A 25,856-nucleotide genomic window follows, 5' to 3' on the forward strand; every position below is an offset into this window, starting at 1 on the left:
TCAGCGCCGCAGCCGGGATCGCAGCACGTGCTTATGCCTATTGGCTTCGCGAGGCAGTCCGACGTGAAACGCTGTGTCAATGGCCTTCTGTGGCGCCCCGCTGGCGGCCTTGAGACATCCCCGCAGGTGGACGGCATGATCGGTGCCTCTCTGGTGTGTGGGTGCGGCTGGTGGCAGTGGTCGGCGGTCGAGGGATCAGAGTCGTTCGATTTCGGCCCGGATGTCCGGCTGGGTGTAGAGCCAGGAGCGCGAGACTTGCGCGGTTCGGGCGACGGCCTCGAAGGTCACCGGGGTTCCCGCAGTGTCGAGTTCACGCAGAGTCTTGATGGTCTTGGCCCGCGTCAGCTCGTGACGCTGCCGGGCCGAGAGCGCGAGGTGGGCGCTGTTGTCAGCCCGCATCGGCCGCCTCCGTGCTGGTGTCGTCGTCCTGGTCGAGTCCAGTGATGATGTGGTCGAGGTTGCCCAGGACCTGCTGGTTCATCTCGACGAGCCGTTGCTGTCCGCGGGCCTCGGCGGCGGAAATGATCTGGAGGATCTTCTGGCGCTGTTGACGGTGGTGGGGTAGGGACTTGGCGGTGGTGATGAACATCGGGCAGGTCAGGCAGGCGTTCGTGTGGGGGCCGGTCTTGACCACGGGCAGGCTGCAGTAGCCGTTGGGGAGTGCCTGGGTGGCCCGGCCGACGCGTTGTTTGGCCCAGGCAGCCTCGGCGAGCGGGCCGTCCGGATTGAGCGCTACTTTCTCTCGCCGCTGATGTTGACCTTGCGGGCCTTCTCCCAGTGGCGGCGGACCGTGGTGTCGTGCAGACGCGCGTAGTGGGCCGTCATCTCGTGCGAATCGTGATCGAGGATTTTACGTACGACTTCCTGCGGGACGTCGCGGTTGGTCAGCCAGGTGCCCAGGGTGTGCCGCCATTGGTGCGGCGTCAGGTGCACCGGGTGGCCGTGCTCGTCACGGGCGTCGCAGCGTTCCAGCCAGGGAGTCAGGACCCGACGGTAGGTGCCGCCGTGCATGGGCTCGGTGCCGTGAACCTCGGGAGGAGCACCGGGACCCCTGCAGGAGCCGGTGCTGCTGGTCGCGGATGTCCTGCTCGAGTTCCTCGTCGATCGGAACGAGAGCCTCGCGCTTCATCTTGTGGTGTCGGTGGGTTCGTGCCGGTCGTGCAGGGTCGGCAGCCGCAGCCGGGCATCGAGGTCCGCAGCGTATCTGAGTCTTTGAACCAGATCGAGGTGGAATCACCCGACCCGGGGGTCAGGGTCGGGAAGAAGTTCGTCTGTACGCGGCTACGGATAGACATTCCCCTGCACAATCGGAAAAATTTGCGATTTGACCGACTCTAGACGACCCGATTCGGCCGGAACGACAATAGCGAATGCTTCTGGTGTTCCGTTGCGACGTGAAGGGTGATTCGCTATGGAAACTTCGAGTGAGGTGTACGAGGTTCCCGTGTCAGTAGGGGAGGTGTACGAGGTTCCCGTGCTGGTGGAGGTCGGTGAATACGCCGAGTTGACCCGCGGGTCGATCATCGGACCCTCCAGCGAAGCTGCCCACCCGCCGTTCAATCGGGATTTCTTCTGAGTCAGTAAGCGTATGCCTCTCCGGGGCCTGGGATGTTGAGTCGGATTGCCAATGGCTGGGATCATGGTTCATGAGCCTGTCGGCGCGGGGTCGGGAGGATTGAGGAATTGACCGTCCTTTGCGACCCCAACCTGGCGGGTGCGCCTTTCTGATCAGGCGCGTTCCGGTGTCCGCTGGCTTGAATCCAGTGCGGTAGCGGTAATTGCCGCTACCGCACCGTTTCCTGTAATCCCAAGCAGGTTTGGCCCCTGGGGGATGGCATGTGGGTCGTGGTCCTGCCGGACAGTGAGGCCGGTGCTGGGGCTGTGCAGATGCTGCGGCCTTATGTGTCGCAAGTTGTTGAACATGCCTCAGGGCGACCGTGGATGTTGGGTGTCTGGCCCGATGAGCTGCTGGCTGTGGGGCAGGTGGGTACGGCGCGTCTTGCTGTCATCGGTCGCCACAGGGTCGACGGGGAGGTGTTGTCGGCTCGTCTGAAGAAGCAGGCACAGGGGATCTCCGGAACGGACGGGCTCGCTGCCGGTGTCGCGGGCTGTTTCCACGTCGTGGGGTCGGCGGGCGGCCGGGTGCATGTACGAGGCAGCGCTTCCGGGACGCGGCGAGTCTTTCATGCCCGTGTGGCGGGCGTGACGGTGGCCAGCAGCCGGGCGGACCTTCTCGCCGCGGTGATCGGGGCGGGCGTGGACGAGGAAGTTTTGGCTCTGCGCATGGCGGTGCCGGGTATCGCCCATCCGCTAGAGGAACGGTGCATATGGAAAGGTGTATCCGGCATTCGGCCTGATGACTGCCTGGTTCTCGAGCCCGACGGACGTGCTCGCACCGTGCGCTGGTGGACTGCCCCGGAGCCCTCAGCGGCTTTCGAGGAAGGCGCTGCCTCACTGCGAGATGCCTTGAGCGAGGCCGTCGGCACGTGTTCAGCGGGCGGCGGCATTATGAGCGCCGATCTCTCCGGAGGACTGGACTCCGCCAGCCTGTGCTCCCTCGCCGTTCAAGGGCCCGCCCGGTTGGTGACCTTCGGATGGCACGGGGCGGACCCGGCCAACGACGACACCGTCTGGGCACGCCGCGCCGCGGAGGAACTGCCGGATGCCGAGCACGTGACCGCCGGCCCCGGAGAGATACCAGCCTGGTTCTCCGGCCTATCCGACCTGCCTTTCATCACAGAAGAGCCCGGTCCTTGGGTGCGCGACTGGGCCCGGATCCTCCATGTGCTCGGGAGAATGGCGGGGCGAGGATCGCGACTGCACCTGTTCGGTGGAGGCGGCGACGAACTGTTCACCCCCATGCCTTCGTTCCTGCATGACCTGGTGCGGTCTCGTCCGCTGACCGCACTGTCCCTACTACGGCAAGGTCATGCTTTGCGGAGGTACCCATTGCGACCGGTGCTGTACGCCCTGGGCGACCACACCAGTTTGGCCGACGAACTGGCTCGTGGGGCTTCCCGCCTCACCGCAACGCCCTCCCTACCGCATGCGCCCGCCATGGGCTGGGGCTTCGGCACAGGCATGCCGCCCTGGGCTACCCCGCAGGCAGTGGCAACGGTGGCGGCGATGCTGCGAGAGGCTGCCGACCGTGCCCCCGTCCCTCTGTCACCATACCGGTCCCTGCACATGGCACTGCAGTGCCTGAGGGCCGGCGCCGACGCCGTCCGGCAGATCGACCAGGCGACCACTGAGCACTTGGGTATCGGCTATGCCACGCCCTTCCACGACGACGCGGTCATCGAGGCAGCGCTGTCGGTCCGGCTCGAGGAGCGCATGGCACTTGCCTGCTACAAGCCTCTTCTTGTAGCAGCGATGCGCGGCGCCGTCCCGGAAGCGATCCTGGCCCGCACCACCAAGGGCGAGTACAGCGCCGACTTCTACATCGACTTCCGCCGCCACCGCGGTGAACTGCTCGCATTGTTCGACGCCCCCGCGCTGGCCGACGCAGGCCTGATCCGCCCCGACCGTCTCCGCGCCGCACTCCGCGGTTACCCCGACCATCAGCTGCACACCCAACTCCTGCCGACCCTGGGATGCGAAGCATGGCTACGCTCACCGCCGAAGCCGCCCACAGCACCACCCGATGCGACTACAGGAGGATTCCGATGAGTCTCGTGCTCAGCCCCGGCATCCTCACCACCGGCACAGGCACAGACATGATCCTGCTCGACGAACGCCGAGGCCGGTACTGGTGTCTCAACACCACCGCAACACTGACACTGCGTGCCCTGCTGGGCGGGGCCACCCCCGAGCGGGCCGTATTGATTCTCATCCAGCGCTACCCGGAAATCTCTGCACAGCGGGCCGAACATGATGTCACGGCACTTCTGGAATCACTGTGCACCGCACGGCTGGTGACGCAGACGTGAGCGTACCCTTCTCTCCCGAGGACCGGCCCGCGCTCGCCCTGCACCACCGCATCGCACCCCTTACCACCGCCACCCTTGCCAGAGCACTCGCACGTCTCTCCCCCCGCAACATCCGCCGTATCCTGCAACTCGCACGCCTCGGCGCCGCCCCCGCCACCATCGACCAGGCACTAGCAGCCCGCCAGGACATCATCGCCGTCAGTGCACGCTGCGCGGGGGAACACTGCCTGCAACGATCTCTGGCCACCGTCCTGCTGTGCCGCACCCGTGGTGTGTGGCCAACGTGGCGCAGCGGGGTACGCGGCGAACCCTTCCGCGCGCACGCCTGGATAGAGGTCGATGGACAACCCATCGGCGAACCCCCTTCCACCGCCCTTTACCACCCGATCATCACCATTGCCCATCCCCTCCGAGTGGACCGACGCTGCCCCGGGCCGTCAACTGGTACTGGGTGATCGATGGGGTTGAGATCCGGTACTGGTGATGCAGCGGCTCGCCGACCAGTCGGGGAGAGGGGGGACGTTGCGTCGGCGGTGACGACCGGGCCGTACGGGGCGTCAGGAACTCGCCGCCGGTTCTCGGGCTTCAGCGAGTTGCCCGCAGGGCCGGTGATCGAGGACTGCCTGCCGTGCACCAGGTGCTCAGCCCCGCTGAGCACCTGGTGCACCCCGACCCGCTTGCCGCGAGGCTGCATGGCCAGCGCCTCCTGGCCGCCGGCCTGCCACTTCGCCCACCACGTGTCGACCGCCTTCAGCGACACCCCGAACGCCGCCGCCACGTCCTCGCGGTCCCGGCCCACCACCAACGCGCCCACCGCCCGCAGTCGCAGGGCCTCCTGCGCCGAAGGCGACAGATGCCGCGCGTCCCCCACCAGATCGCCCACACCCCTCAAACGACCCAGAACCCGAACCGTTTCGAATCAATAGAACATTCACGCGATCATTAGACTTTGCAATCATCCACCCGTTCTCTGCGGATTATTCACCCATTTGACTGGGACGCGTCCCTCTGGCTGCCATGCGCATGCGTCCTATGCTGTAAATCACCAGCCCCCGACCCTTGACTGCTCAAGAAGCAAGGGAGTCACCGGGGCCTCTTTTCCCTTTACCCATGGAGTTCTGATTGTGAAATGCAGGCAGAGTCGAACTAAGGCCACCGGATGCGTAGCGGTCGCACTGGCCACAGCATCCCTATTGGGGGTGTGCCCGCCCTCGGCCCATGGGGCCAGTCGGCAGGGACAGGCCGCCTACCTCGTGCCGGGGAAACATTCCTTCATCGCACCGCCAGGCGTAGCTATCGTGACCATGTCTGCTTGGTCCGCTGGCGCGGGTGGCGCGGGTGGTGGTGGCGGCGGCGGTGCTGGCGGCGGCGGCGGACGGGAAAGCGGCGGTGGTGGCGGCGGCTCCGGCGGCAGCGGTGGCGGCGGCGGAGCAGGCGGATCGTTCGTCTCATGCACGGTCTCTGTCACTCCGGGTCATAAATATGACATCTTGGTTGGTCGTGGTGGGCCAGGCATCAGGGGTGGACAGGGGGGCAGCGGGGGATTGGGCGGGAACATCTTCGGTTCCAAGGGAGGTGACGGTACACCAGGAGGAAAGACCGGCAGCGAATTCACAACGGTCAATTCCGGCTTGTCGGGCTTCCATGATCCCGACGGAAATCTAGGCACAGGCGCGCTGTTGGCTTTCGTCGCCCCCGGAGGCAGCGGATGGGCGTACGGCGGCGAGCCAGGCCAAGGAGGGTGGGACTACGGAGGCAACTCAGGATCCTCCGTAGAGGGAGGAGACCCAGGCCACAGTCATCCCCAATCCAACGCTCTTCCCGCACTCGGCTGCTCCAAAGGAGAGTTCCTCTCGGGTTCGTCCGGAGCGGATGGAAGTCCCGGCTCCTCGTCAGGGAGTGGGACCGCAGGGCACCAAGCCTTCAACCGCGGCGGCGACGCGCTGGGTGGAGCAGGCGGCATTGGTGGTTCAGGGGGCGCAGGCGGCGCACCGGCAACTGGAACAGTGAGCCGCCCGCTCGGAATTGGCCAAGGTGGTGCAGGTGGCACAGGCGGTACTGGCGGCAGAGGGGGTAACGGTATTGCTGACGACAGCGGCACGGGCGGGGTCGACGGACAGGACGGCCAACCGGGCGGCCCTGGCTACGTTCTGATCACCTGGTAAGAAAACAGGATGGCTCGTGTCAGCTCCCCAGCCGGCACGAGCCATCCTGGGGTTCGGGATGCGATGCGGCAGCCGGTGTCGGTAGTTGTCAAGTCAAATGAGATGTTTGTTGCGCTATGAGGCTTGTTGTTCGGGTTCCCTTCGTTTCGCCGGATCGTTGATTACTGAGCGTTTCGCCCTGGGAATCGTGTCTGGTTCGGGGTTCAGGTGTTTCGCCAGTTCTTGTGTCCTGAACATGAAAGGGAGTTGATGTAGGGAAACTTCTGGAAGTGATGCTGTGTGGAAGATGAAGGTTTTGGCCCTTCGGAGCCGCCCTGTGGGGGGAGGCTTCAAACCGCCTCATGCTGCGTTGGTTAATGACCGTCGTGGTGAGCGATGAGGAAAAGGCGCCGTGAGAGGCGTCAGGTGGGGACCGGGAAGACGAACGCAAATGAATCGCTGCTGACGTGTCGAAACGAAAACAGGTGGCATCAAAACCGGGGTGTGAACAGAATTCCGGGATGAGCCTGGCGGGTGCCCGCTTACTGGCCAGGTGGTGTCCGGCATGTAGGCGACGTGAGTCCGGTCTGCGGCTTCCGCATGGAACAGGAGAAGGCAGGACCCGACACGGCCCGCTGCGTGGTGGTGGGCGAGAGGGAATGCCCCAAGCGGCAGACACCGCAAGGGGTCGAGTACCGACGCGGGACCTGCTGGCGGACCGGCCCGTAGTAGTGATGAAGCCCCTGTAACGGGGGTGGAGCGAAGGGTGAGGGCGGCCATGTCAGGCGGCTCTGATCAACATTTCGGGATGACCCAGCGTGACCGCACGTCAGATCGTTGAGCAGGTGTGTTACGTGATCACATACTCGATGTGCTGCTGCCGCACCTCGCGACCGTCGCGATAGAGGAAATCCAAGTCGTCGGTGCGGGCGTACGGATCTCAGCCTCGGTCGCTGCCGACGCCGCCCGGTGCCCGGACTGCGGGGGCAACTCGCACCGCGTCCACGATCGTTACCGTCGTCGCCTTGCCGACGCGCCGACTGGCGGGCGGCCGGTGACGATATGCCTGACGGTTCGCCGGTTCCGGTGTGAGGTGCCGTCCTGCGCACGCCGGACCTTCGCTGAGCAGGTCGAGGGGCTGACCTTCCGGTACGGCCGGCGAAGCCAGCTCCAGCAGACGATGCTGGTGGCGATCGGTCGCCTCCTGGCCGGACGTGCCGGTGCCCGACTCGCTGGCATGCTGCACTGCACGGTCAGCCCGAACACCCTGCTCCACCGCATCCGAGCTCTGCCGGCCGAGCCGCCGGAGAAGAGTCCCCGCGTTCTGGGCGTGGACGACTTCGCCCTCAAACGCGGCCACGTCTACGCCACCGTCCTGACCGACATCGAGACCGGCCGCGTCGTCGACGTACTCCCCGACCGCACCGCGGAGACCTTCACCGCCTGGCTCCATCAGCACCCCGGCACCGAGATCGTCTGCCGTGACCGGGCCAGCGCCTACGCCGAAGCCGTCCGCACCGCGGCACCGGAAGCGGTCCAGATCGCAGACCGCTTTCATTTGTGGCTGAACCTGTGCAAGACGGTCGAGAAGTGCGTCGTCGCCCACCGCAGTTGCCTCACCCCGCCTGAGGGTGAGGACCAGGACGAGGTTGTGGAGCCGCCGCCCGGCGAGCCACCCCTGGTCGAGGGCAAGCGAGCGGCGAACACCCGGCGTCATTTCGCGGCGGTGCACGAGATGTACGACAAGGGCGTCGCGATCCAGGTGATCGCCGAGGCACTGCGGATGGACCGCAAGACGGTCCGCAAGTACGCTCACGCGACCGCTGTCGAAGAGCTCCTGTCCCCGCCGCCGCAACGCCGCGCGAAGCCGCAGCCCTGGGCCGAGTACCTCAACATGCGCTGGCGTGAGGGCTGCACCGACAGCGGCCGCCTGTTCCGCGAGATCCGGCAGCGCGGCTACCGCGGCAGCAGCCGCAGCGTGAGGCGCTGGCTCGAACCCCTGCGCAGGGCGGAGTCACCGACGCCCAAGCGGTCCGAGGCGCCCACCGTCCGGCAAGTCACCGGCTGGCTCACCCGCCACCCCGACAACCTCACCTCCAGCCAGCAGCTCCGCCTCAAGCGCGTCGTGACGAACTGCCCCGAACTCGCCGATCTCCGCCGACACATACAGGGCTTCGCCGAGATGATGAAGAACCTCCACGGTCACCTGCTGACGCGCTGGATCAAGGCTGCCGAAGGCAGTGACCTGCCGCCCCTGCGCGGCTTCGCCACCAACCTCCGCAAGGACCTCGACGCCGTCACCGCCGGCCTCACCCTGCCCTACTCCAGCGGCATGGTCGAAGGACACGTGAACCGGATCAAATACCTCAAACGCCAGGGCTATGGGCGTGCCAACTTCGATCTTCTCCGACGCCGCATCCTGCTCACGCCGTGAGTCGATCACGCTGGGTCATCCCGAAATGTTGATCAGAGCCGCAAAATACCCCGCGATCGTGCGGCTCTGGGAGAACGCCTGGGCCGAGTTCGTCCCATTCCTGCAGTTCGACAGCGAGATCCGGCGGATCGTCTGCACCACCAACGCGATCGAGTCGGTCAACGCGCGCATCCGCCGGGCCGTCCGTGCTCGCGGGCACTTCCCGTCCGAGGCCGCCGCGCTGAAGTGCGTCTACCTCGCGGTGATGAGCCTGGACCCGACCGGGACCGGCCGGAAACGCTGGACCAGCCGCTGGAAGCGAGCCCTGCAGGCCTTCGACATCGCCTTCGACGGCCGTCTCACCAGCAACCGCATCTGAACCACAAGACCAACCCAGTTACACCGAAAACCTTTACAGACCCCGTCGGTACCGGTGTACCGACCGGAGCGTTCGGGTGCGAGGTGGTGCGGTGACGGTGTTTGTAGGTCTTTTGAGCGCTGGCGGTATGCGCCTTCCCCACCCTTGATGTGGGGTTCAACTATGAAGTGGAGGGCGGTGGCCCGTTCCCGTCCTTGCATGTTTCCCGTACCGGTGGTGCGTCCCGTGGTGACCCGTGCGGTTTCCCCGGCACGGGTGACCTCACCAGGCCCCTGCCATGCACCCGGCGACGGACCTTCCCGGCGTCGTGTGGCGGGGTCCGCTGGCCGCCGGAGCCCCTGGTGGCCGTCCCCGCTCCTTGTGCTGCCTGCGATGGCAGTGTGGTGAAAGCCAGGCCCGCCATGCCACTCTCCTCCTTTGATCCTGTTACAGGTTTTAAGCCCGTTATGTTCCCGGGGGAGGTGTGGGTGGCCACCGAGATCCGGCATCCCGACGGAACCGTGGTGCCATGTCCTGCTGCGCCGTTGCTGGCAGGTGAGGGCGGGCTGGCCGGTCACGGCTTCCGGGCCCGCTCGGGTCCGGTACGGCTCTTGCCGGCGGGAACCGCCAGTGACTTCCGGCTGGTGACGGCGTCTGACCGGGCGGCCCCGCCCGGGAATGCTGCTGGTGGCGCTGCTGTGGTGCTGGCGGTGGGCGCGATGGCGTCTGCTGGGCTGCTGAAGGCAGACGGGCCGGTACAGACAGTGCTGGATGCGTGGGTGCGGGCAGCGCGTCCGCGCCGTGTGCTGCTGGCGTCGCCGCGGTCGTTGTGTGCGGGGGTGGAGCGGGCGAACGAGGTGGTCGAGACGCTGCTAGAACGTTACGCCGGTACGGGGCGGCGGGTGTTCGTGCGCAAGCAGATCGTCCACAACCTTCACGTCGTCCGTGACCTTCAGGACCGTGGTGCGGTGTTCGTCGAGGAGCTGGATGACGTGCCGGACGGGTCGGTGGTGGTCTTCTCCGCGCACGGCGTCTCCCCGCAGGTGCGTGTGGAGGCCGCCCGGCGGGGCCTTGAGGTGGTGGATGCGACGTGCCCGCTGGTGACGAAGGTGCACGCAGAGGCGCGCCGGTTCGCCGCCCGTGGTGACACCGTGGTGCTGGTGGGTCATGCGGGGCATGAGGAGGTCGAGGACACCCTCGGCGAGGCTCCCGCCTCCACGGTCCTGGTCGAGAATGCCGAGGACGCGGCGGCCCTGGAGGTACCGGATTCCGGCCGGGTGTCCTACCTGACCCAGACCACCCTCGCCCTGGACGAGACGAGCCAGGTGATCACCGCTCTGGAGAAGCGTTTCCCCGGTATCCGTGGCCCTGGTTCGGACGATATCTGTTACGCGACGACCAACCGTCAGCACGCCCTGACCGCGGTCGCCGCCCGCAGTGATGTGGTGCTGGTGGTCGGCTCGGTGAACTCCTCCAACTCGGTGCGCCTGGTAGAGCTGGCCACCCGTAGCGGTGCCCCCGCATATCTTATCGACGACGCCGGGGGCATCCGTCCGGATTGGATCCGGGACGCGGGCACCGTCGGTCTGACGGCCGGGGCCTCCACCCCCCAGGCCCTGGTCGACGACGTGGTCACCGCGCTGGGCGGTCTGGGCCCGGTCTCTGTGACCGAGCACACCACAGTCACAGAGACCGTGACGTTCGGCTTGCCGGCGGCGGTGAGGACGCGATGAGCACCCGGCGTACCCGCATGCCCCGCACGGAACAACCCAGGCCCCCTGCCGGATCACGGAGGCCGTCACCCGCCGGGCGTACGGGCCCGCCCGCCGGTGAGGGGATCCTTCCCGCACGTTTCCCGCTCCTGTCCGCCCTCACCTCACCGGCGGATCTGCGAGGCCTCACCCACGAGGACCTGTCGGCTCTGGCGGGGGAGATCCGGGCGTTCCTGATCGGCACCGTGTGTGCCACGGGCGGTCACCTGGGGCCGAACCTCGGTGTGGTGGAACTCTCCATCGCCCTGCACCGGGTCTTCGACTCTCCCTGGGACACGGTGTTGTTCGATATCGGTCACCAGGGGTACGTCCACAAGCTCCTCACGGGCCGTGCGGAGGGCTTCGAGCGGTTGCGCCAGGCCGGTGGCCCTTCCGGTTACCTTTCCCGGGCGGAGTCACCGCATGATGTGATCGAGAACTCCCATGCTTCGACCGTCCTGTCCTACGCCGACGGCCTGGCCAAAGCCCGCCACCTCACCGGCGAAAGCGACCGGGCAGTGGTCGCCGTCATCGGCGACGGGGCCCTCACCGGCGGCATGTGCTGGGAAGCCCTGAACAACCTCGGCGGCGCCCCCGGCCGGCCGGTGGTGATCGTCCTGAACGACAACACCCGCTCCTACGCCCCCACCATCGGCGCCCTCGCCGACCACCTCCAACAACTGCGCGCCACCGCACCCGACAGCATCGACTGGCTGCTCAAGGCGGAGAAGCCTACTCACCAGCAGACCACCCACCCCCGCGCCGTAGCGGGCACAGGGCCGGATGCGGACCGTGGCACTGTGGACGGCCGCGACGGCCAGGGCGGGCCTGACAGCGCGCGGCCCGGCGAGGAGGGGTCCGGCCGTGCCTCCCGGATCGGGGACGGCGGAGAAGACGCCGTGGTGCCGGGTCCGCTGCCGACAGCCCGCAACCTCTTCCACCTCCTCGGCTTCGACTACCTCGGCCCCGTCGACGGCCATCACCTGCCGTCCCTGGAGGAGGCCCTGGCCATGGCGCGGGAGCTGGGCGGTCCGGTGGTGGTGCACGCGGTGACGGCCAAGGGCCGCGGCTATACCCCGGCTGAGGCGGACATGGCGGACTGCATGCACGCCATCGGCACCCTCGACCCCGCCACGGGCCGCCCCAGCACCGTGAGCAGGACTCCGTCGTGGACGAGTGTCTTCGCCGGTGAGCTGTGCGCGCTGGGGGAGCGGCATGAGGAGATCGTGGCGATCACGGCGGCGATGCCCGGCCCGACCGGGCTGGCCCGCTTCGGGGAGCGGTTTCCGCACCGGTTCTTCGATGTCGGGATCGCCGAGCAGCACGCCGTCACCTCCGCCGCCGGCCTCGCCCTGGGCGGGCTCCACCCCGTCGTCGCCGTCTACGCCACCTTCCTCGGCCGAGCCTTCGACCAGGTCCTGATGGACGTCGCCCTGCACCGCCTGCCGGTGACCTTCGTCCTGGACCGGGCCGGTGTCACGGGGCCGGATGGGCCGTCGCATCACGGGATGTGGGACCTGACCCTCCTGGGTGCGGTGCCCGGGATGCGGGTGGGGGTGCCGCGGGACGCCACCCGCCTGCGCGAGCTCCTCGCCGAGGCCGTCACCCACACCACCGGGCCGACCGCACTACGGTTCCCCAAGGCCGCCGTCACCGATGACCTTCCGGCGTTCAGCCGTGAGGGCCCGGTCGATGTCCTACACCGCTCCCGCACCCGGGACGTCCTCCTGGTAGCAGTCGGCCCGCTGGCCGGAGCCGTGGTGGAAGCCGCCCGCTACCTGGAAGGACAGGGCATCGGCGTCACCGTGGCAGACCCCCGCTGGGTGCTCCCCGTACCGCCCGAGCTCACCGAGCTCGCCGCCGGGCACCGACTGGTGGTGACGGTGGAGGACAACACCCGCGCCGGTGGTGCGGGCACCGCCGTGGCCCGCGCAGTAGCCGACGCCGGCTCCCGCGTCCCGGTACGCGTCCTCGGTCTGCCGGGGCGGTTCCTTACCCACGGCACCCGCACCGACATCCTTGCCGCCGCCGGCCTCACCGCCCAGGGCATCACCTACTCCGTCCTCCGCGCTCGCGCCGACCGCCCCGACCATGGCGGTTAGTGATGTTCACCTGGCCTGCCTTCCTCCGCACCCCCACCCGGCCCACCCGGCCACCGGCCCACCACACCGCTGCCCCCGGCCCCGCCGCTGCACCGGGAACCAGGGTGATGGAGCTGGGACCAGGGCGTGCGCGCCAAGGCGGTTCCCTGTCCCGTCGGCCGGTGGTGTCCGGTGTCCTGGGCGGGGGCGGCGGTGTGCGGTCGGTGGTGGTGCTGGGGTCGACGGGCTCGGTCGGTTCCCAGGCCATCGAGGTGATCACCGCGCACCCGGAGAGGTTCTATGCCGTGGTCCTGGCGGCGTCCGGTGCGAATCCCGGGCTGCTGGCCCGCCAGGCGCTGGAAACCCGTGCCCGGGCGGTGGCCGTGAGCGACCCGTCGTTGGTCGAGGCATTCACCGCGGCTTTCGCCGCCCTGGCACGGGCCGCGGGCACACCCCGCCAGCCCCTGCCGGTTGTACTGCCAGGCACGGAAGGGCTCCTGGCGGCGGCCGGATGGCCGTGCGACATTGCCCTCAACGCGCTCCCCGGCGCAGCGGGTCTGCTGGCCACTCTCACCGCCCTGGAAGCCGGCAATCAGGTAGCTCTGGCGAACAAGGAATCCCTCGTCACCGGAGGCACACCCATCAGCCGGGTGGCGGGGCCGGGACAGATCGTGCCCGTCGATTCGGAACACAGCGCGATCATGCAGTGCCTGCCCGGCTGGGCCTACGCCTGCCCCGTCCCCAGTATCCAGCGCCTCATTCTGACCGGAAAACTCAGCGGTCAGGTGGGCATGGCGAAGTAGCCCCCGGTGGCGTGTGCTGAGAGCGTCGAGTGTTGTCAGGCGGCTGCCGGGGTGAGGGTGACGTCGTGGCCGAGGGCCTTGAGCTGGCGGACGAGGTCTCGGCTTTTGCGGCCCGGGTCGAGGTTGCGGGTGTGGAAGTCGGCGCCGAGGTCTCGGTAACGGGCGGTCGGGTCGTTCATGAGGTGCCAGACGGACACCAGGATGGAGCGGGCGACGGCGACCAGGGCTTTCATGTGGCCACGGTGTTTGGTGATCCTGCGGTAGCGGGCGCCGAGGAAAGTGTCGGTCCGTGCGGCGGAGATCGCTGCTTCGCCGAGGGCGCCGCGGAGCCAGGGGTTGCCCCTGCCGGTGGGGCCGGAGGTGTTCCTGTTTCCGGACTGCAGGGTGCGTGGGGAGAGTTTCGCCCAGGACACGAGATGGCCGGCGGTGGGGAAGACCGACATGTCCAGGCCGATCTCGGCGAGGATGACCTGCGCGGTGCCGGGGCCGACGCCGGGGATCTCGTCGAGGCGCTCGGTGTCGGTGATCGGCATCAGGGTGCCCTGTCCGGGGCCTTCGTCGTCCTCGGTGGTGGACAGTTCGGTCAGACGCAGGGTGATCCGGGCGGTGAGCTTGTCGATCTGCACGGTGAGGTGGTCGACGGTGTCCAGCAGCATCCGGCACATGAATGCGTGGTGCTCTTCGAACCGGCCGGTCAGGGCCTCGGCCAGGGTGCTGTGGCTGGCCTTGATCGTGCCGTGGGCCAGGTCCGCCAGGGCCTTGGGGCTGCGCTCGCCCGCGATCAGTGCCTCCAGCATCGCGCGTCCGGAGACGCCGAAGATGTCGGCGATCACGGTGGACAGCTTGATCTGGGCGTCCTCGAGGAGTTTCTCGGTGCGCTGCTTGTGGCGGGTGCGCTCGTGCGTCATGACCGCCCGGGCCCGGGTCAGATCGCGCAGTTCACGGACCGGCTTCGGGGGCACGAACGAGGGCCGGAGCATGCCGCGTTCGGTGAGCTTGGCCAGCCAGACCGCGTCCAGGCGGTCGGTCTTGGGCCGGCCCGGGACGTTCTTGACGTCACGGGCGTTGACCAGCCAGCACTCCAGACCACGCGACTCCAGCAGGAAGAAGTACGGCTTCCAATAGGTCGACGTCGCCTCCATCACCACCCGGGTGACGCCCTGGCAGATCAGGTGGTCGGCCAGGTCCAGGATCGCGCCGCTGGTCGCGACGGTGTTGAAGACCCGCTGCACGCGCTTGCCGGGCTTGTCCTCATGCGGCACCCGCACACAGACCATGCCCGACGCCTTGGCGATATCGATCGCCGCGACACGGGCCACGAGCTCCTCGGCCTGCTCGATCTCCTCGACGCCACCGCTGTCGTCGGTGTCCGCCATGCGCCACTCCCCGGTATCGATCCGTACGGGCCGACGCCTGCCCAGGGGGCCGCGGGGGGAGCGAGAATCTGACCGGCGTGCTCGATGGCAACAGTGCGTGGCCCCTCTGCGGCCCCGGCACCAGACTGACCTACGGGCTCAACGTCCCAACGAGCTACCGGCATCGGCGGGCAGGCGCCGCAGCCATGTTTTCACGCCGGCAAGGCGCACCCGAAGGGATCAGGGGGACTGACCTGCAAGAACAGAGGATGAAAGAAACTAAGTAACGGCTCACCCTTCCTGTTCGGGTGGTTACTTGTCTATAGGGGTGAGGCGTCCTTCGGAGGCGATCAGATTCAATTCACGGCATGGCAGCACCATTTCCGACCCGAAAGAACGAAGGCAAATTGGATGATCGTCGAACTTTCCCTTAATAGCCAGAACCTTTCGGGAGAGATTACCACAGCCCTCCATACGGACACACCAAAAGTGGCTCGATTCGAGATCACTGAATCGGCGGTACCCCTGACCCTAGACCAACAGAGCACTAAGATTGGCGGCGGGTTTTTCGTTTACCCGCTGCCATCCAAGGTCACCATAGATTGCCATGGCCGAATCATTCTTCGGCGCTCTGAAGAACAAGCTCGTACACCGAACCGCGTTCCCGACACGTGCCCATGCGCACCGGGCGATCGTCCGATAAATCGAGATGTTCTACAATCACAGACACCTCCACTCCGCACTCGGCTACCGAACCCCCGCAGAAGCTCATGCCGGGTACGAAGAGTCGCAGGTCGCAGCATGGAAATCCCGCGAACCCCCTGCCCGAGAGACGTAGGGCGGCTCATCCTCACCCTGCTTTACCACAACGGACGCACCGAGGGCATCAACACCCGCACCAAGAGAATCATGAGGCAGATGCGCGGCCGCTCCAGATTCGACCTCCGCCACCGCATCCTCCTCCCATGAACAGAACCTAACGTCACCACCGACTACAGAACAGAGCCGTTTACCTTGACACGCCCAGAACCGGCATGACGTCAACGAACACACCAAAGATTAATAGAAAGCCAATCCAATGACCAACATTACCTCCATAACCGCTAAAGATAACAACTCAAGCCCAGGCGACATCCGCATCATCCTCGAAGGCGGGAAAGTCAGCGCACCATACAACCTTAGAGGTGATACCAACCTAAGGACTCTGAATTGGAATGCCCCGGCCGACGCGCACGGCGAAACCACCTACGAACTCATCTACACGTCCGCAACTGACACGCAGAGACAAATCGCACACACAAGCCAAACCCAAATAGAGACCAACTTAAAAGAGAATAAATACCGCGTCACCATTCGCGCTTTAAAGAACGGAAACTACTCCGACACTCCCCCCCCTCTCTGCATCACACGGTGCGCAACCGCCCCAGAGTACAATTTCATCAAGGCACCCGGCCAAAGCGCCCACATAATGGATATGGTGCAGGCGGGCGACCTATTCTACGTATCCAATTGGACCAGCGCTGTATGGACTACGCCAAAAACAGGAGGGGTCTTATCTGAGCAATTCAGAATTTCTGGGCTATACTATGCCAGTAGCATGCTATTAATCGACGACTTGCTTTACGTCGGCAGCTTTGCGATTGGCGGAGAGCTAGTCAGGATGAAATTTAGCACACGCGGCCCTGAGGAAACATTAATCCAGAACGCAGGCTCCGTCACAGGTTTGGCAACAGACGGCACCTATGTCTACGCCTCCAGCTACACGGGTAGATCGGTAATCAGGATGAAAATAGATGCAAGCGGTAGAAGCGGTATAGATGATAGCTATATAGTTGGAATCGGTGCAGCGAACGGCGTGGCAGTGGACGATAAATACATCTACGTCACCGAGGCAGATAATAGATCTCTGACAAGGGTGAGCAAGACAAAGGATACTTTCGACCGAAATTTCATCACGGGTTTCACCAAGCCTTGCGGTGTAGCAGTACATAAGGATTTCATCTACATCGCCGACGCCGGCACCGGAAAAGTGGTTCGGGCAAACAAGGGCGGGAGTGACATTGATCGCAGCTTCCTATCCGGATTCGACGGACCCAGCAAAGTTAAGGTGGACGACGAATATATTTACGTAATAACCGATCGCGCAATTTCGAGAAGTAGCTGGGGATGGAAAACCGAGACCACCTGAAGGCAGGGCTGTTGCAAAGCAATGCCGCGAAGTTTGGGGTCGGCCGTCGTTGTCAAGTGGTTCGCTGGAGTGGGTGTGGACAGGCAGGGCTCCTGCCTCAGGGCCGTTCCAAAGTCGTGGTGATCAAGTGAGTGTGCTGGTCACGGGGTGGCGACGGTTCTTGTGGGGGCCGTGCCGAAGAGGTCGGGGCTCCTGTTGAGGACGGATGACCTGCCAAGTCGTCGTCCACAACCGGAGCCCCGATGTGTCGCCGGTCTGCCATGGTCTGTTTGGTCAAGTCCGTTCCGGTGTCGGGGTGTTCCGGGTCGCCGCTGGCGGAGCGGCTGGTCAGGTTGCCGGACCCCGCTGGCGCCGTGGGCGGCGTCACCCGTTCGTGGCGGTGCTGCTGGTCGCCGCCTCGGCTGTCGTGGCGGGCGCACGGTCGTACACGGCAATCGCGCAGTGGGCACGTCATGCTCCGCAGGAGGCCCTGGCCCGGCTCGGCGTATGCCGGCGAGCCCTGCTGAACGTGCGTGTCGCACCGAGCAGGTCGACGATCCGCCGGGTTGTCACCATTGTCTGCCCGGGCGGACTTGCCGATCTGACCGGGAGTGACCCCACCGGGGGCCGTTCTTGAGTTCGCTCGGGATCGGTTGATGAAATCCCGTCTGATCGTTTCGATTGGGCGGGATTTCTGCGTTTCCGGGGTTCGTTCGATGCCTGTTCGGGGTGGTGGATGGCAGCGCGGTGGGGAAGCCTTCTGACGTGCCGGCTTGCTGCTGTGTGGGCAGGGGGGCGGGCTCCGAGTCATCATTCCCCTCGGCCGCGCACACGCCACCTGGGAGTGGGAAGTGAGGCGCCGCGAGTTCTCCGGACAAGCGTCTGACGGTCTCTTACGCGACGGATCGCAACTTCTGGTATTCGGCATGGACTTCACGGGGAGGCCGGTATCCCACTGCCGAGTGAAGGCGTTTGTGATTGTACCAGAATTCGATGTACCGGGTGATGTCCTGTCGGGCAGCTTCACGGGTCAGGTAAGTTACGCGTGATGCTCGCTCGTTTTTCAGTGTGCCGAAGAACGATTCGGCGATAGCATTATCGAAGCAGATTCCGGTGCGGCCGGCTGATTGCCGCAGTCCGAGCCCTGAGAGGACGCCCGCGTACTCGGCTGACATGTAGTTGCTGCCGCGATCCGAGTGGAATATGGCTCCCGCGGCCAGCTTCCGGTTGCGGGCGGCGTTGCGTATGGCCCGGGATATCAGAGGTGTCTGGTAGTGGTCGTCCATTGCGTATCCGATGACTTCCTTGGTGCAGCAGTCGATGACCGTCGCCAGATAGAGCCATCCTTCACCGGTTTTGATGTAAGTGATATCGCCGACGAGCTTTTCGCCGGGGGCATCGGCGGTGAAGTCGCGGCCGACGAGGTCGGGCAACGCGCCGGCCGCGGGCCGGGTCAGGCCGAACCTCTTCGGCTTCGGCTGGCAGGTCACCAGGCCCAGGACCCGCATCAGCTGGCGGACCAGCTCCAGGCCGGCGGCCACGCCCCAGCGGGCCAGCTGGGCATGCACGCGCCGGTACCCGTATGTGCTGTCCGACATCTCGAATACCTTCCGGATGAGCGTCTTCAGTTCCTCGCGGCGTTTCGCCGTCGCGGAATCGGAGCGCGAGCGCCAGTCGTAGTAGCCAGATTTGGACACGCCGAGCCGCTGGCACATGAACTCGACTGTGTAGGCGTACTCCTCGGTGTCGAGTCGCATCGTTTCGATGAACTCGAACTTGCTGGCTACCGGGGATCCCTCGCGAAGTACGCTGCGGCTTTTTTCAGGAACGCGTTCTCCATCTCAAGCTCACGGACGCGCCGTTCCGCTTCCTTCAGACGGGCCCGTTCGTCAAGCGCCAATGGTGCATCGGCCGTCGGCTCGTTGCGCCGCTTATGCTTCTTCACCCAGCCGCGGAGCGTCTCCGGGTTGATTCCGAGTTCACGCCCTACCTCGGTGACGGTCTTGCTCGACTGCAACGCGATCTGGACGGCTTCTTCCCGGAACTCCGGGGTGTACTTGCTGGGTGGCGCCACTTCTTCTTCCTCGTTTCCTGTTCAGGACAACCCTATTGGATGCCTGTCCGGAAACTTCGGGGCTCCTCAAAGCTCCCCGGACCGAGTGCTCAAGGCTGTCAACGGCCTTCCTGTGAAGGAAGCGGGTCGCCCTTCACGGTTGGGATTGACGATTCAGATGGCGACCGGTGAGGTGCCTGCCTAGGCTTCGGCGGCGTGGAGGGGCGGCCGACCGGGCGGATCCCGCACACAGCAGACATCGGAGAACTACCAGTGCACAGCGAAGGCAAGCTGGTCCGAGACGGGATCCCCGAGATCATCCGGCGCGACGGAGCCGAGCCGGTCACCTACACCGCAGGCCCGGAGGAATTCCGGGCCCGGCTGCGGGCGAAGCTCGGCGAGGAGGTCGAGGAATTCCTCAGCGCGAACGAGGCCTCAGCGCCGGAGGAACTGGCAGACGTGCTGGAGGTCGTCCGCACGCTCGCCGCGGACCTGGGCGTCGGACCGGACCAGCTGGAGAAGATCCGGCAGGCCAAGGCGGACGAGCGGGGCGGTTTCAGTGGACGCATCGTCTGGACCGGCAACCGCGGCCCTACGGCCTCTGGAACCCCACCCAGGAACTAGAGGGACCGAAAGGGACGGTTTTCCGGAAAACGGTCTGCGGTTTGCTGGGGCGGAGTCGTACGCGGTTGGGCACGTCCAGCGTTGCTTGTCTCACACCTGCGGCTTGAGCAGGACTGCATGGCAGACGCCGGGCAGCGGCAGTGCGGGGACGCCGTCGGCAGGGAAGAGGCCAGCCTGGTGGGCAAGGGTGGCTATTTCGCCGGTGTTGATGCCGCGTTGGAAGGTTCCTTTGCCTTCGCTGGACCAGAAGCCGTCGTGGTGAGTCCTCCATCCGCCGTGGGCTGCGGCTTTGGTGATCTCCTCGGGTGAGCGGGTGACGACGACGAGGTGTCCGCCGGGGCGGGTGAAGGCGGCGGCGTCCTTGAGTGCCTGGATCCGCTGCCAGGGGTCGGGCAGTACGTTCAAGACGAACATCTGGGTGACGAGGTCGTAGTCGTGGCGGCCGGGGCGGGGCCAGCCGAAGCTGTCGTGGGGGTCGAAGCCGTCGGCGGCCAGTCCGTGAGCGCGGTAGTGCTCGACGTCGGTGCCGTGGCCGCAGCCGTGGTCCAGGACGCTGATGATGCCCAGCGGCTTGATGATGTGCTCGGTGACGGCCCGGGAGGCTGGGGAGGGGCTCTTGCGGCTCATCGCGGTCTTGTGGGGCCGATACAGCGTTCTGGAGGAGCTCGGGGCGGTGACGCCGCCGTTGAGGTCGCTGAAGGCGAAGAGGACGTCGGCGGGTTCGGCCGGCTGAAGGGTGACGGGCAGGTCGATCAGAAGGGCGGAGTGATCGGTGAAGTCGGTCGGTTTGGTCCGCACCGTCGCGTCGGGGGTGACGGAGGTCGACGGGGCGAGGTGGTCGTTGATCAGGGCGAGGTCACAGCGGAACTGGGTGCCTTGGTGGTGGCGTTCGAGGGTGAAGACGGGCGCTTCGTCCGCGGTGGTGTCGATCAGGGAGGCGGTGGTCATGAGCTGCTGCAGGGCTGCTCGTTCCGTCTTGGTGTTGAAGGGGCTGACAGCACCGTTGTGGAGCCCGTCTTCGGGGCGGGGGGCGATGTTGAAGTCCCCGCACACCAGGAGGGGGCGGCCGTCCTCGGCGGCGGCCATCTCGGCCAGAGCCGTGAGCTGGGCGGTCCGCGAACCGGCGGAGTTCGAGTCCAGGTGGACCTGGAGAACGGTCAGCCATTCCAGCTCGATCCGCTGGACCCAGGGCAGGGTCAGGGCGACGGCCGGCGGGGCGAGGTGTTCGCTGATCCAGACTGCCATCTCACCGTCGCCGCCCGCGAAGGCGAAGCCGGGCAGGACCGGCGGGGTCCGGTCGGCGGGCTTGAACGCTTCCTGGGCCACGACCGCCTGCACACCGTGGGTCCGCAGCCATGCGGCGAAGCCGGCCCGGGGTCCGGCGGCGCCGAGCCGCTTGTTGAGATTGATTGAGGCCAGCAGCACGTCGAAGCCGTCCCTTGGGTGACTGGTGGTCAGGGTCACAGCGGCAGGGGCCGCCCGGAGGCGGCCTCGTCGCGGAATGCCTCCCACAGGATGTTCAGCGGGTGGGAGACGTCGTAATTATCCCGCTCGCCCTTGCGGGCGAAGACACCGGAGACGAGCCGGAGCATGGGGGTGAAGTCGTCGGCGAACTCCACCAGCCGGAAGTCCTCGCTGGTCGGCAGCCGCCCGGCAACGGCGGCCTCGCCGATGGAGCGGGTGCAGAGCATGCAGCCATAGGTCATACGGGACCGCAGGAGGGCGAGTCCGTAGTAGATGTCGTCGATTTCGGCGGCGATCTGCAACTGCGAGCGGAAGTCGGGCCCATACCAGCGTTCGATGAAGTCGGTGATGACGCCGCGGGCAGGGATGACCAGAGGCAGACTCCTCAGCCGGTCGATACCGACAGTCTTGGCAGGCAGTTCCCGCACCGGCAGGTTGGTCAGCAGAGCCAAGCCCTCGCGGTGCCATTCGAGGAAGTCGTAGTCCGGAGCGATCTGGGTGCCGTCCGCCGGAGCCGCGAGCCCCCCGCACAGCAGGTCGACCTGGTTGGAGTCCAGCCACTGCCAGAAATCACGGGTCCGCACATGCACGACCTTCAGCTCGATCTCCCGCTCCGTCAGCTCAGGGGCGACGCGTTCCCAGACCAGGCCGAGGAAGCCGAGGGTGAACTCGGTCGTCCCCACCGTCAGGGTTGATCCCAGACGGCGACGCGAGCCGGCGATGCCCTGCAGCCAGCTGGAGAACGTCACCTTGGCCCTCTCGACGACATCGAGGCCGGTCGGGGTGAACAGCAGATCCTTGCCCCGGCCCTGTTTGACCACCAGGAGTTCGCCGGTCAGGGCCTGGAAGTTGCGGTTGAGGATGTCGAGCTGCTTCTGCACGCTGGACTGCTCACGGTCCAGAAGCCTGGCAGCCGCGAGCGCGGTCTTCGTCTCGTGGACGACGATCAGCGTCCGCAGCTGGTCCCAGGTCAGGTCCAGCAAGTCCGGTGGACAGGCCAGCAGATCGCCCCGGAACCCCTCGGGACCAGGAACCTTCAACGGCCCTGACGGCGACGACGGCACGGACACCCCCTCCCTGACGCAGCACCACCCAGCTTGCACTGTCCGCACGGCCAGCAGAACTGAACTTCACCACATTTCCCGCCGAGAAAACCTTTAAATGTCCAAGCGGACATATGGATATCCCCGGCTATCCCGAGGAACATTTCCATCGCCGCCTTTGATCCGGCGGTGATCACCACGTCCTGCTGCCTGCATCCCGGGGTGAGTCATGCTCTCTGCCGAGTCGATCACCTACCTCATCGAACACGGGGCACTGGAATGGGACGGCGAACTCCGCGGGGACGGACTGCTGCTGACGCTCGGTTCCCCGCTTCAGCCACTGGCCGCCCCCGCCACCCTGGTCGTCGACCTGGCCGACCAGGCCAGCATCGACGACCTCTACGGGGAGCCCGTCACCGAGTGGAAGACACGCGAGCTGATGCCCGGCGAGATGCTGCTGGGAGCGGTCGAGGAGCCGCTACGGCTCGGGGCCGGGCTGATGGGCATGATCGGCGGGCTGAGCCACCTGGCCCGCGTCGGCCTGGCCGTCCACGTCACCAGCCCGTTCGTCCTGCCCGGCTGGAACGGGCACCTGACGCTGGAGCTCGTCAACGCCGGCCCCGCCGTCCTGCGGCTGCACCATGGCATGCCGCTGGCCCGCCTGCTCGTCTTCGCCCTGGACGGGCCCCACAGCAACGACGTCGCATCCCACCCCTTCTACGGCCGCGAGGCCGACCTGAAAAGCCGATACGCCGATGAGTTCCCCGTCGGCCCGATCCGGAGGTGATCCTGATGGACTGCCAGTTCTGCACCGAGTTCACCGCGCGCGAGAGCACGACCCGGATCATCACCGAGACCGCCGGCGGCTGGGTGCTGCTGCCCACCGTCGGCGCCCTCACCCCGGGCTACTGCCTGTTCATGCCGCTCAAGCACCTGGACGCCGCCGCCGACGTCACCCCGGCCGATCTGGAACGGGTCGCGGCGGAGACGGAAGGGATGCGCACGCTGATCCAGGCCCGTTACGGGCCCGTCATCCTGGCCGAACACGGCCCGCGCGAATGCGAGCTGGGCGCCTCCTGCTGCAGCCACTGCCACCTGCACCTGATCCCCATCCCCGACCCGGACGCCGTCACCACCGCCTACGAGAAGACCGGCGGCCCCGGCCTGCGGCTCACCTCCATGGCGGCCCTCCCAGCCGCCGCGGACGGCTCCTACCTCTACCTCTCCCCGCGGCCCGGCGAGCACTACTACTGGCCCTCGGCCGGCTTCACCCGCCAGTTCGTTCGCCGCGTCTGCGCCGACGAGCTCGGCCTCGGTGACTTCTTCGACTGGCGCGAGCACCCCTTCACCGCACACCGCGACCGCACCTTCACCGAGCTGACCGCCGACTTACGGCACGCAGCCGCCTGACGCCTGGGGAAAGGGACACCCGATGACGATCTCCCTGCCCAGGCCCCTGCACGCGCTGGGCGAGGCCGAACTGGCGGCGGCCGCGAAGGACCGCCGCTGGCCGAAGTGGCAGACCATGGCCCTGCTGCACTCCCTCCGCCTGCCCATCCTGAACGCCTGCCTCGTCCCGCCCGGGATCGGCGCGGCCGCGGTCCGCACGGCCGCCCGCACGCTTGCGGCGGCTGCCGGCACCGAGACGCTGATGATCCGCTCCGATGGCGGAGTCGAGAAGAAGCAGTACTACCGGGGCGGCAACACCTTCGCCCTCAAGGACATCCCGCCCCGGGCTGTCGGCCTGCTGGCCGACGGTCGGGCGGTGATCCTGGCCGAGCCCACGAACCGCTTCACCAACCGCCTCACCGTCCTGGTCCGCCTGGACCGCCCCAGCCGGGGTCAGCCCGGCACCTTCACCCTCGAAGCGCTCGGCCCCGGTTATGACGTCGCCGACCTCACCCGCGGCCAGATCCCGCCCCAGGTCACCGCCCACCTCGAGGACGTCGACTGGGACCGCTACGAACCCCCGCGCTGGCACCAATGGACAGTCACGGGCGACCGGTGTCCCGGCGGGGAAGACACCCGCCGCACCCGCCGCCTGCAGCGGCTCGCCAGCCAGACCCTCACCGACGCCGGACACCTCGATGGCGACGCCGGGGCCGAACACGCCGAGGCATGGCTGCGCGAGCGTGGATTCCTCCACCTATTCGGGCCGCAGCTGCCCCGCGAGGACCTGATGAAACGGGGCCGGAGGCTCTTCGAGGATGCGTTTGTCCTCGCCCTGGCCCAGCCCAACCGCAACTGGCGCTGCCTGGCCACCGCATTCTCCGTCTTCGACCGGCGCCGCACCGTCTACTGGGACCTGGTCGACGGTGAACGCAAATACGCAGCGACCGTCCAAGCTGCTACCCGATCTCAGGAGAGGGCAGCATGAACAGCCGACCGGTCTACCTCGACCACCAGGCCACCACTCCGCTGGACGAGCGGGTCCTGCAGGCCATGCTGCCGTTCCTCACCAGCGAGTACGGGAACCCCTCCAGCAACCACGCCTACGGCCGCACCGCGGCCAAGGCCATCCGCACCGCCCGGCGCCAAGTCGCTGACCTGGTCGGCGCAAAGAACGAGTTGGAGATCGTCTTCACCTCCGGCGCCACCGAGGCCAACCACCTGGCCATCATCGGCGGAGCCCTCGCCGCCCGCCCCCGCGGCGGGCACGTCATCACCACCGCGATCGAACACAAAGCTGTCCTGGCCGCCTGCCAACACCTCGCCGACCACCACGGCTACACGATCACGCGCGTCGGCGTCGACCGGCACGGCCGCGTCCACCCCGCCGACGTCGCCGCCGCCCTTACCCCGGACACCGTGCTCGTCTCCGTGATGCACGCCAACAACGAGATCGGCACCCTCCAGCGGATCGCCGCCATCGCCGAAATCATCCGCCCGCGCGGCGGCCTACTGCACACCGACGCCGCCCAGAGCGCCGGTTACGGCCTCCTCGACGCAGGCGAGCTCGGCGTCGACCTCGCCTCGATCTCCGCCCACAAGTTCCACGGGCCCAAAGGCATCGGAGCCCTCTATATCCGCGGCGGCACCTGCATCACCCCCCTGCAGTCCGGCGGCGGACAAGAACGCGGACTGCGGTCCGGCACCCCAAACGTCCCTGCCGTCGTCGGCCTCGGCACCGCCGCCGACCTCATCACCACCGGCGCCGTCCCCGGCCCCGCCCGCATCCGTGCCCTGCGCGACCGGCTCCAGGAACGGCTCCAAGCCTCAATTCCCGACGCGTCGGTCAACGGCCACCCACACCGGCGGCTACCCGGGAACCTCAGCCTCACCCTCCCCGGTATCGAAGCCATCGACCTCCTCGACCGGCTCCCCGCCGTCGCCGCCTCCACCGGATCAGCCTGCAACACCGGAAACGCGGAACCCTCCCACGTCCTCACCGCCATCGGCCTCACCCGCAGCCAAGCCCGCGCAACCCTGCGACTCAGCATCGGCCGCACCACCACGGACGCCGACATCGAACGCGCCGGCGCTCTTATCGCTGAAGCTGTCAAGGCTGCGGCCCCAGCCCAGACGACCACAGAAGCGGCCTGAACCAAACCTCCAAAACTGACGGCCGCCCGATTTTCGGGTCGGCCGTCGGGCGCATATTCATGGACAGCCCCACCAGCGACCAAGCTGCCCGCTTTCAGGTTTCTTGATCCCGTGGGGAGGGCCAGGAT

The 25,856-nt window shown here is 66.7% G+C and carries 24 protein-coding genes and 1 pseudogene; 16 read left to right on the top strand and 9 right to left on the bottom strand.

The window, feature by feature from the left end:
- Nucleotides 1-195: 195 nt before the first annotated feature.
- The 3 genes from AB8735_RS37415 to AB8735_RS37425 all read right to left on the bottom strand — a co-directional run bounded on the left by AB8735_RS37415 (nucleotide 196) and on the right by AB8735_RS37425 (nucleotide 1,011).
- Nucleotides 196-399 (bottom strand): DUF6262 family protein, encoded by a 204-nt coding sequence (locus AB8735_RS37415; protein WP_372412276.1) that lies wholly within the window; start codon nucleotides 397-399, stop codon nucleotides 196-198.
- A complete protein-coding gene (locus tag AB8735_RS37420; RefSeq protein WP_372412277.1) occupies nucleotides 389-634 on the bottom strand; it encodes a hypothetical protein in 246 nt (81 codons plus the stop codon). The genes AB8735_RS37415 and AB8735_RS37420 overlap by 11 nt, the downstream gene beginning before the upstream one ends.
- A 98-nt stretch (nucleotides 635-732) precedes the next feature.
- Nucleotides 733-1,011, bottom strand: a complete 279-nt coding sequence (locus tag AB8735_RS37425; protein ID WP_372412278.1) for a tyrosine-type recombinase/integrase — start codon at nucleotides 1,009-1,011, stop codon at nucleotides 733-735.
- A gap of 400 nt (nucleotides 1,012-1,411) precedes the next feature.
- Between AB8735_RS37425 and AB8735_RS37430 the strand changes: the two genes are divergently transcribed.
- The 4 genes from AB8735_RS37430 to AB8735_RS37445 all read left to right on the top strand — a co-directional run bounded on the left by AB8735_RS37430 (nucleotide 1,412) and on the right by AB8735_RS37445 (nucleotide 4,384).
- Nucleotides 1,412-1,576, top strand: a complete 165-nt coding sequence (locus tag AB8735_RS37430) for a lasso RiPP family leader peptide-containing protein (RefSeq protein WP_372412279.1) — start codon at nucleotides 1,412-1,414, stop codon at nucleotides 1,574-1,576.
- Nucleotides 1,577-1,845: 269 nt separating this feature from the next.
- Nucleotides 1,846-3,669: an asparagine synthase-related protein gene (locus AB8735_RS37435; protein ID WP_372412280.1), complete on the top strand. Its 1,824-nt coding sequence runs from the start codon at nucleotides 1,846-1,848 to the stop codon at nucleotides 3,667-3,669.
- A complete protein-coding gene (locus tag AB8735_RS37440) occupies nucleotides 3,666-3,929 on the top strand; it encodes a lasso peptide biosynthesis PqqD family chaperone (protein ID WP_372412281.1) in 264 nt (87 codons plus the stop codon). The genes AB8735_RS37435 and AB8735_RS37440 overlap by 4 nt, the downstream gene beginning before the upstream one ends.
- Complete coding sequence (locus AB8735_RS37445; RefSeq protein WP_372412282.1) at nucleotides 3,926-4,384, top strand: lasso peptide biosynthesis B2 protein; 459 nt, start codon at nucleotides 3,926-3,928, stop codon at nucleotides 4,382-4,384. The genes AB8735_RS37440 and AB8735_RS37445 overlap by 4 nt, the downstream gene beginning before the upstream one ends.
- On the opposite strand, the gene AB8735_RS37450 is transcribed toward AB8735_RS37445, so the two are convergent.
- Both AB8735_RS37450 and AB8735_RS37455 read right to left on the bottom strand, forming a co-directional pair.
- Complete coding sequence (locus AB8735_RS37450) at nucleotides 4,306-4,812, bottom strand: helix-turn-helix domain-containing protein (protein ID WP_372412283.1); 507 nt, start codon at nucleotides 4,810-4,812, stop codon at nucleotides 4,306-4,308. The genes AB8735_RS37445 and AB8735_RS37450 overlap by 79 nt on opposite strands.
- 410 nt (nucleotides 4,813-5,222) lie before the next feature.
- Nucleotides 5,223-5,381 (bottom strand): hypothetical protein, encoded by a 159-nt coding sequence (locus tag AB8735_RS37455; RefSeq protein WP_372412284.1) that lies wholly within the window; start codon nucleotides 5,379-5,381, stop codon nucleotides 5,223-5,225.
- Between the two features lie 1,563 nt (nucleotides 5,382-6,944).
- On the opposite strand from AB8735_RS37455, the gene AB8735_RS37460 reads away from it, so the two are divergent.
- The 5 genes and pseudogenes from AB8735_RS37460 (at nucleotide 6,945) to AB8735_RS37480 (ending at nucleotide 13,479) form a co-directional block, all read left to right on the top strand.
- The gene (locus AB8735_RS37460) at nucleotides 6,945-8,507 is read left to right on the top strand and encodes an ISL3 family transposase (RefSeq protein ID WP_372412285.1); all 1,563 of its coding nucleotides are present in this window, start codon (nucleotides 6,945-6,947) and stop codon (nucleotides 8,505-8,507) included.
- Between the two features lie 43 nt (nucleotides 8,508-8,550).
- A pseudogene (locus tag AB8735_RS37465) lies at nucleotides 8,551-8,865 on the top strand (transposase); the annotation flags it as partial.
- A gap of 758 nt (nucleotides 8,866-9,623) precedes the next feature.
- A complete protein-coding gene (gene ispH / locus AB8735_RS37470; RefSeq protein WP_372412286.1) occupies nucleotides 9,624-10,577 on the top strand; it encodes a 4-hydroxy-3-methylbut-2-enyl diphosphate reductase in 954 nt (317 codons plus the stop codon).
- 17 nt (nucleotides 10,578-10,594) lie between these two features.
- Entirely contained in the window at nucleotides 10,595-12,697 is a 2,103-nt protein-coding gene (locus tag AB8735_RS37475; RefSeq protein ID WP_372412478.1) for a 1-deoxy-D-xylulose-5-phosphate synthase, read from the top strand.
- A 161-nt stretch (nucleotides 12,698-12,858) separates the two neighbouring features.
- Complete coding sequence (locus AB8735_RS37480; protein ID WP_372412287.1) at nucleotides 12,859-13,479, top strand: hypothetical protein; 621 nt, start codon at nucleotides 12,859-12,861, stop codon at nucleotides 13,477-13,479.
- Between the two features lie 35 nt (nucleotides 13,480-13,514).
- Here the strand turns inward: AB8735_RS37480 and AB8735_RS37485 are convergent, their stop codons facing one another.
- Nucleotides 13,515-14,855 carry an IS110 family transposase gene (locus AB8735_RS37485; protein ID WP_372406596.1) on the bottom strand — a complete coding sequence of 447 codons (1,341 nt, stop codon included), beginning with the start codon at nucleotides 14,853-14,855 and terminating at the stop codon, nucleotides 13,515-13,517.
- A gap of 1,057 nt (nucleotides 14,856-15,912) precedes the next feature.
- Between AB8735_RS37485 and AB8735_RS37490 the strand changes: the two genes are divergently transcribed.
- Complete coding sequence (locus AB8735_RS37490) at nucleotides 15,913-17,022, top strand: hypothetical protein (RefSeq protein ID WP_372412288.1); 1,110 nt, start codon at nucleotides 15,913-15,915, stop codon at nucleotides 17,020-17,022.
- A 205-nt stretch (nucleotides 17,023-17,227) separates the two neighbouring features.
- On the top strand, nucleotides 17,228-17,638 hold the full coding sequence (locus tag AB8735_RS37495; protein ID WP_372412289.1) for a transposase family protein: 411 nt from the start codon (nucleotides 17,228-17,230) through the stop codon (nucleotides 17,636-17,638).
- 256 nt (nucleotides 17,639-17,894) lie between these two features.
- Here AB8735_RS37495 and AB8735_RS37500 read toward each other — a convergent pair.
- Nucleotides 17,895-19,075, bottom strand: a protein-coding gene (locus AB8735_RS37500) for an IS3 family transposase (RefSeq protein WP_372409833.1) whose coding sequence is annotated in 2 segments (ribosomal slippage) — nucleotides 17,895-18,811 and nucleotides 18,811-19,075 — 1,182 coding nt in all. Because the reading frame shifts where the segments join, the coding sequence is not laid out codon by codon here.
- 252 nt (nucleotides 19,076-19,327) lie between these two features.
- Here AB8735_RS37500 and AB8735_RS37505 point away from each other — a divergent pair.
- Nucleotides 19,328-19,678 (top strand): hypothetical protein, encoded by a 351-nt coding sequence (locus tag AB8735_RS37505; protein WP_372412290.1) that lies wholly within the window; start codon nucleotides 19,328-19,330, stop codon nucleotides 19,676-19,678.
- Between the two features lie 90 nt (nucleotides 19,679-19,768).
- Here AB8735_RS37505 and AB8735_RS37510 read toward each other — a convergent pair whose 3' ends face one another.
- Together AB8735_RS37510 and AB8735_RS37515 are read right to left on the bottom strand one after the other, a co-directional pair.
- Nucleotides 19,769-21,142: a methyltransferase domain-containing protein gene (locus tag AB8735_RS37510; protein ID WP_372412291.1), complete on the bottom strand. Its 1,374-nt coding sequence runs from the start codon at nucleotides 21,140-21,142 to the stop codon at nucleotides 19,769-19,771.
- Nucleotides 21,139-22,125 carry a LysR family transcriptional regulator gene (locus tag AB8735_RS37515; protein WP_372412292.1) on the bottom strand — a complete coding sequence of 329 codons (987 nt, stop codon included), beginning with the start codon at nucleotides 22,123-22,125 and terminating at the stop codon, nucleotides 21,139-21,141. The genes AB8735_RS37510 and AB8735_RS37515 overlap by 4 nt, the downstream gene beginning before the upstream one ends.
- Nucleotides 22,126-22,414: 289 nt before the next feature.
- On the opposite strand from AB8735_RS37515, the gene AB8735_RS37520 reads away from it, so the two are divergent.
- From AB8735_RS37520 to AB8735_RS37535, 4 genes are read left to right on the top strand one after another with little or no spacing between them, the layout of a single operon-like run.
- Nucleotides 22,415-22,972, top strand: a complete 558-nt coding sequence (locus AB8735_RS37520; protein ID WP_372412293.1) for a hypothetical protein — start codon at nucleotides 22,415-22,417, stop codon at nucleotides 22,970-22,972.
- A gap of 5 nt (nucleotides 22,973-22,977) precedes the next feature.
- Nucleotides 22,978-23,595 carry a hypothetical protein gene (locus AB8735_RS37525; RefSeq protein ID WP_372412294.1) on the top strand — a complete coding sequence of 206 codons (618 nt, stop codon included), beginning with the start codon at nucleotides 22,978-22,980 and terminating at the stop codon, nucleotides 23,593-23,595.
- Nucleotides 23,596-23,617: 22 nt separating this feature from the next.
- Nucleotides 23,618-24,562, top strand: coding sequence for a hypothetical protein (locus AB8735_RS37530; protein WP_372412295.1), 945 nt, complete (start codon nucleotides 23,618-23,620; stop codon nucleotides 24,560-24,562).
- Nucleotides 24,559-25,728: a cysteine desulfurase family protein gene (locus tag AB8735_RS37535; protein WP_372412296.1), complete on the top strand. Its 1,170-nt coding sequence runs from the start codon at nucleotides 24,559-24,561 to the stop codon at nucleotides 25,726-25,728. The genes AB8735_RS37530 and AB8735_RS37535 overlap by 4 nt, the downstream gene beginning before the upstream one ends.
- The last annotated feature ends 128 nt before the right edge of the window (nucleotides 25,729-25,856 follow it).

Source organism: Streptomyces luteireticuli (genome assembly GCF_041519305.1).
Lineage (GTDB): Bacteria > Actinomycetota > Actinomycetes > Streptomycetales > Streptomycetaceae > Streptomyces > Streptomyces luteireticuli.

What these genes read in the sequence shown, in the direction of transcription:
- AB8735_RS37535 (WP_372412296.1), top strand. Translation starts at nt 24,559, where the DNA reads ATGAACAGCCGACCGGTCTACCTCGACCACCAGGCCACCACTCCGCTG.
- AB8735_RS37415 (WP_372412276.1), bottom strand. Translation starts at nt 399, where the DNA reads ATGCGGGCTGACAACAGCGCCCACCTCGCGCTCTCGGCCCGGCAGCGT.
- AB8735_RS37440 (WP_372412281.1), top strand. Translation starts at nt 3,666, where the DNA reads ATGAGTCTCGTGCTCAGCCCCGGCATCCTCACCACCGGCACAGGCACA.
- AB8735_RS37495 (WP_372412289.1), top strand. Translation starts at nt 17,228, where the DNA reads ATGACCTGCCAAGTCGTCGTCCACAACCGGAGCCCCGATGTGTCGCCG.
- AB8735_RS37430 (WP_372412279.1), top strand. Translation starts at nt 1,412, where the DNA reads ATGGAAACTTCGAGTGAGGTGTACGAGGTTCCCGTGTCAGTAGGGGAG.
- AB8735_RS37455 (WP_372412284.1), bottom strand. Translation starts at nt 5,381, where the DNA reads ATGAGACGAACGATCCGCCTGCTCCGCCGCCGCCACCGCTGCCGCCGG.
- AB8735_RS37530 (WP_372412295.1), top strand. Translation starts at nt 23,618, where the DNA reads ATGACGATCTCCCTGCCCAGGCCCCTGCACGCGCTGGGCGAGGCCGAA.
- AB8735_RS37425 (WP_372412278.1), bottom strand. Translation starts at nt 1,011, where the DNA reads ATGCACGGCGGCACCTACCGTCGGGTCCTGACTCCCTGGCTGGAACGC.
- AB8735_RS37490 (WP_372412288.1), top strand. Translation starts at nt 15,913, where the DNA reads ATGACCAACATTACCTCCATAACCGCTAAAGATAACAACTCAAGCCCA.
- AB8735_RS37475 (WP_372412478.1), top strand. Translation starts at nt 10,595, where the DNA reads ATGCCCCGCACGGAACAACCCAGGCCCCCTGCCGGATCACGGAGGCCG.
- AB8735_RS37485 (WP_372406596.1), bottom strand. Translation starts at nt 14,855, where the DNA reads ATGGCGGACACCGACGACAGCGGTGGCGTCGAGGAGATCGAGCAGGCC.
- AB8735_RS37525 (WP_372412294.1), top strand. Translation starts at nt 22,978, where the DNA reads ATGGACTGCCAGTTCTGCACCGAGTTCACCGCGCGCGAGAGCACGACC.
- AB8735_RS37520 (WP_372412293.1), top strand. Translation starts at nt 22,415, where the DNA reads ATGCTCTCTGCCGAGTCGATCACCTACCTCATCGAACACGGGGCACTG.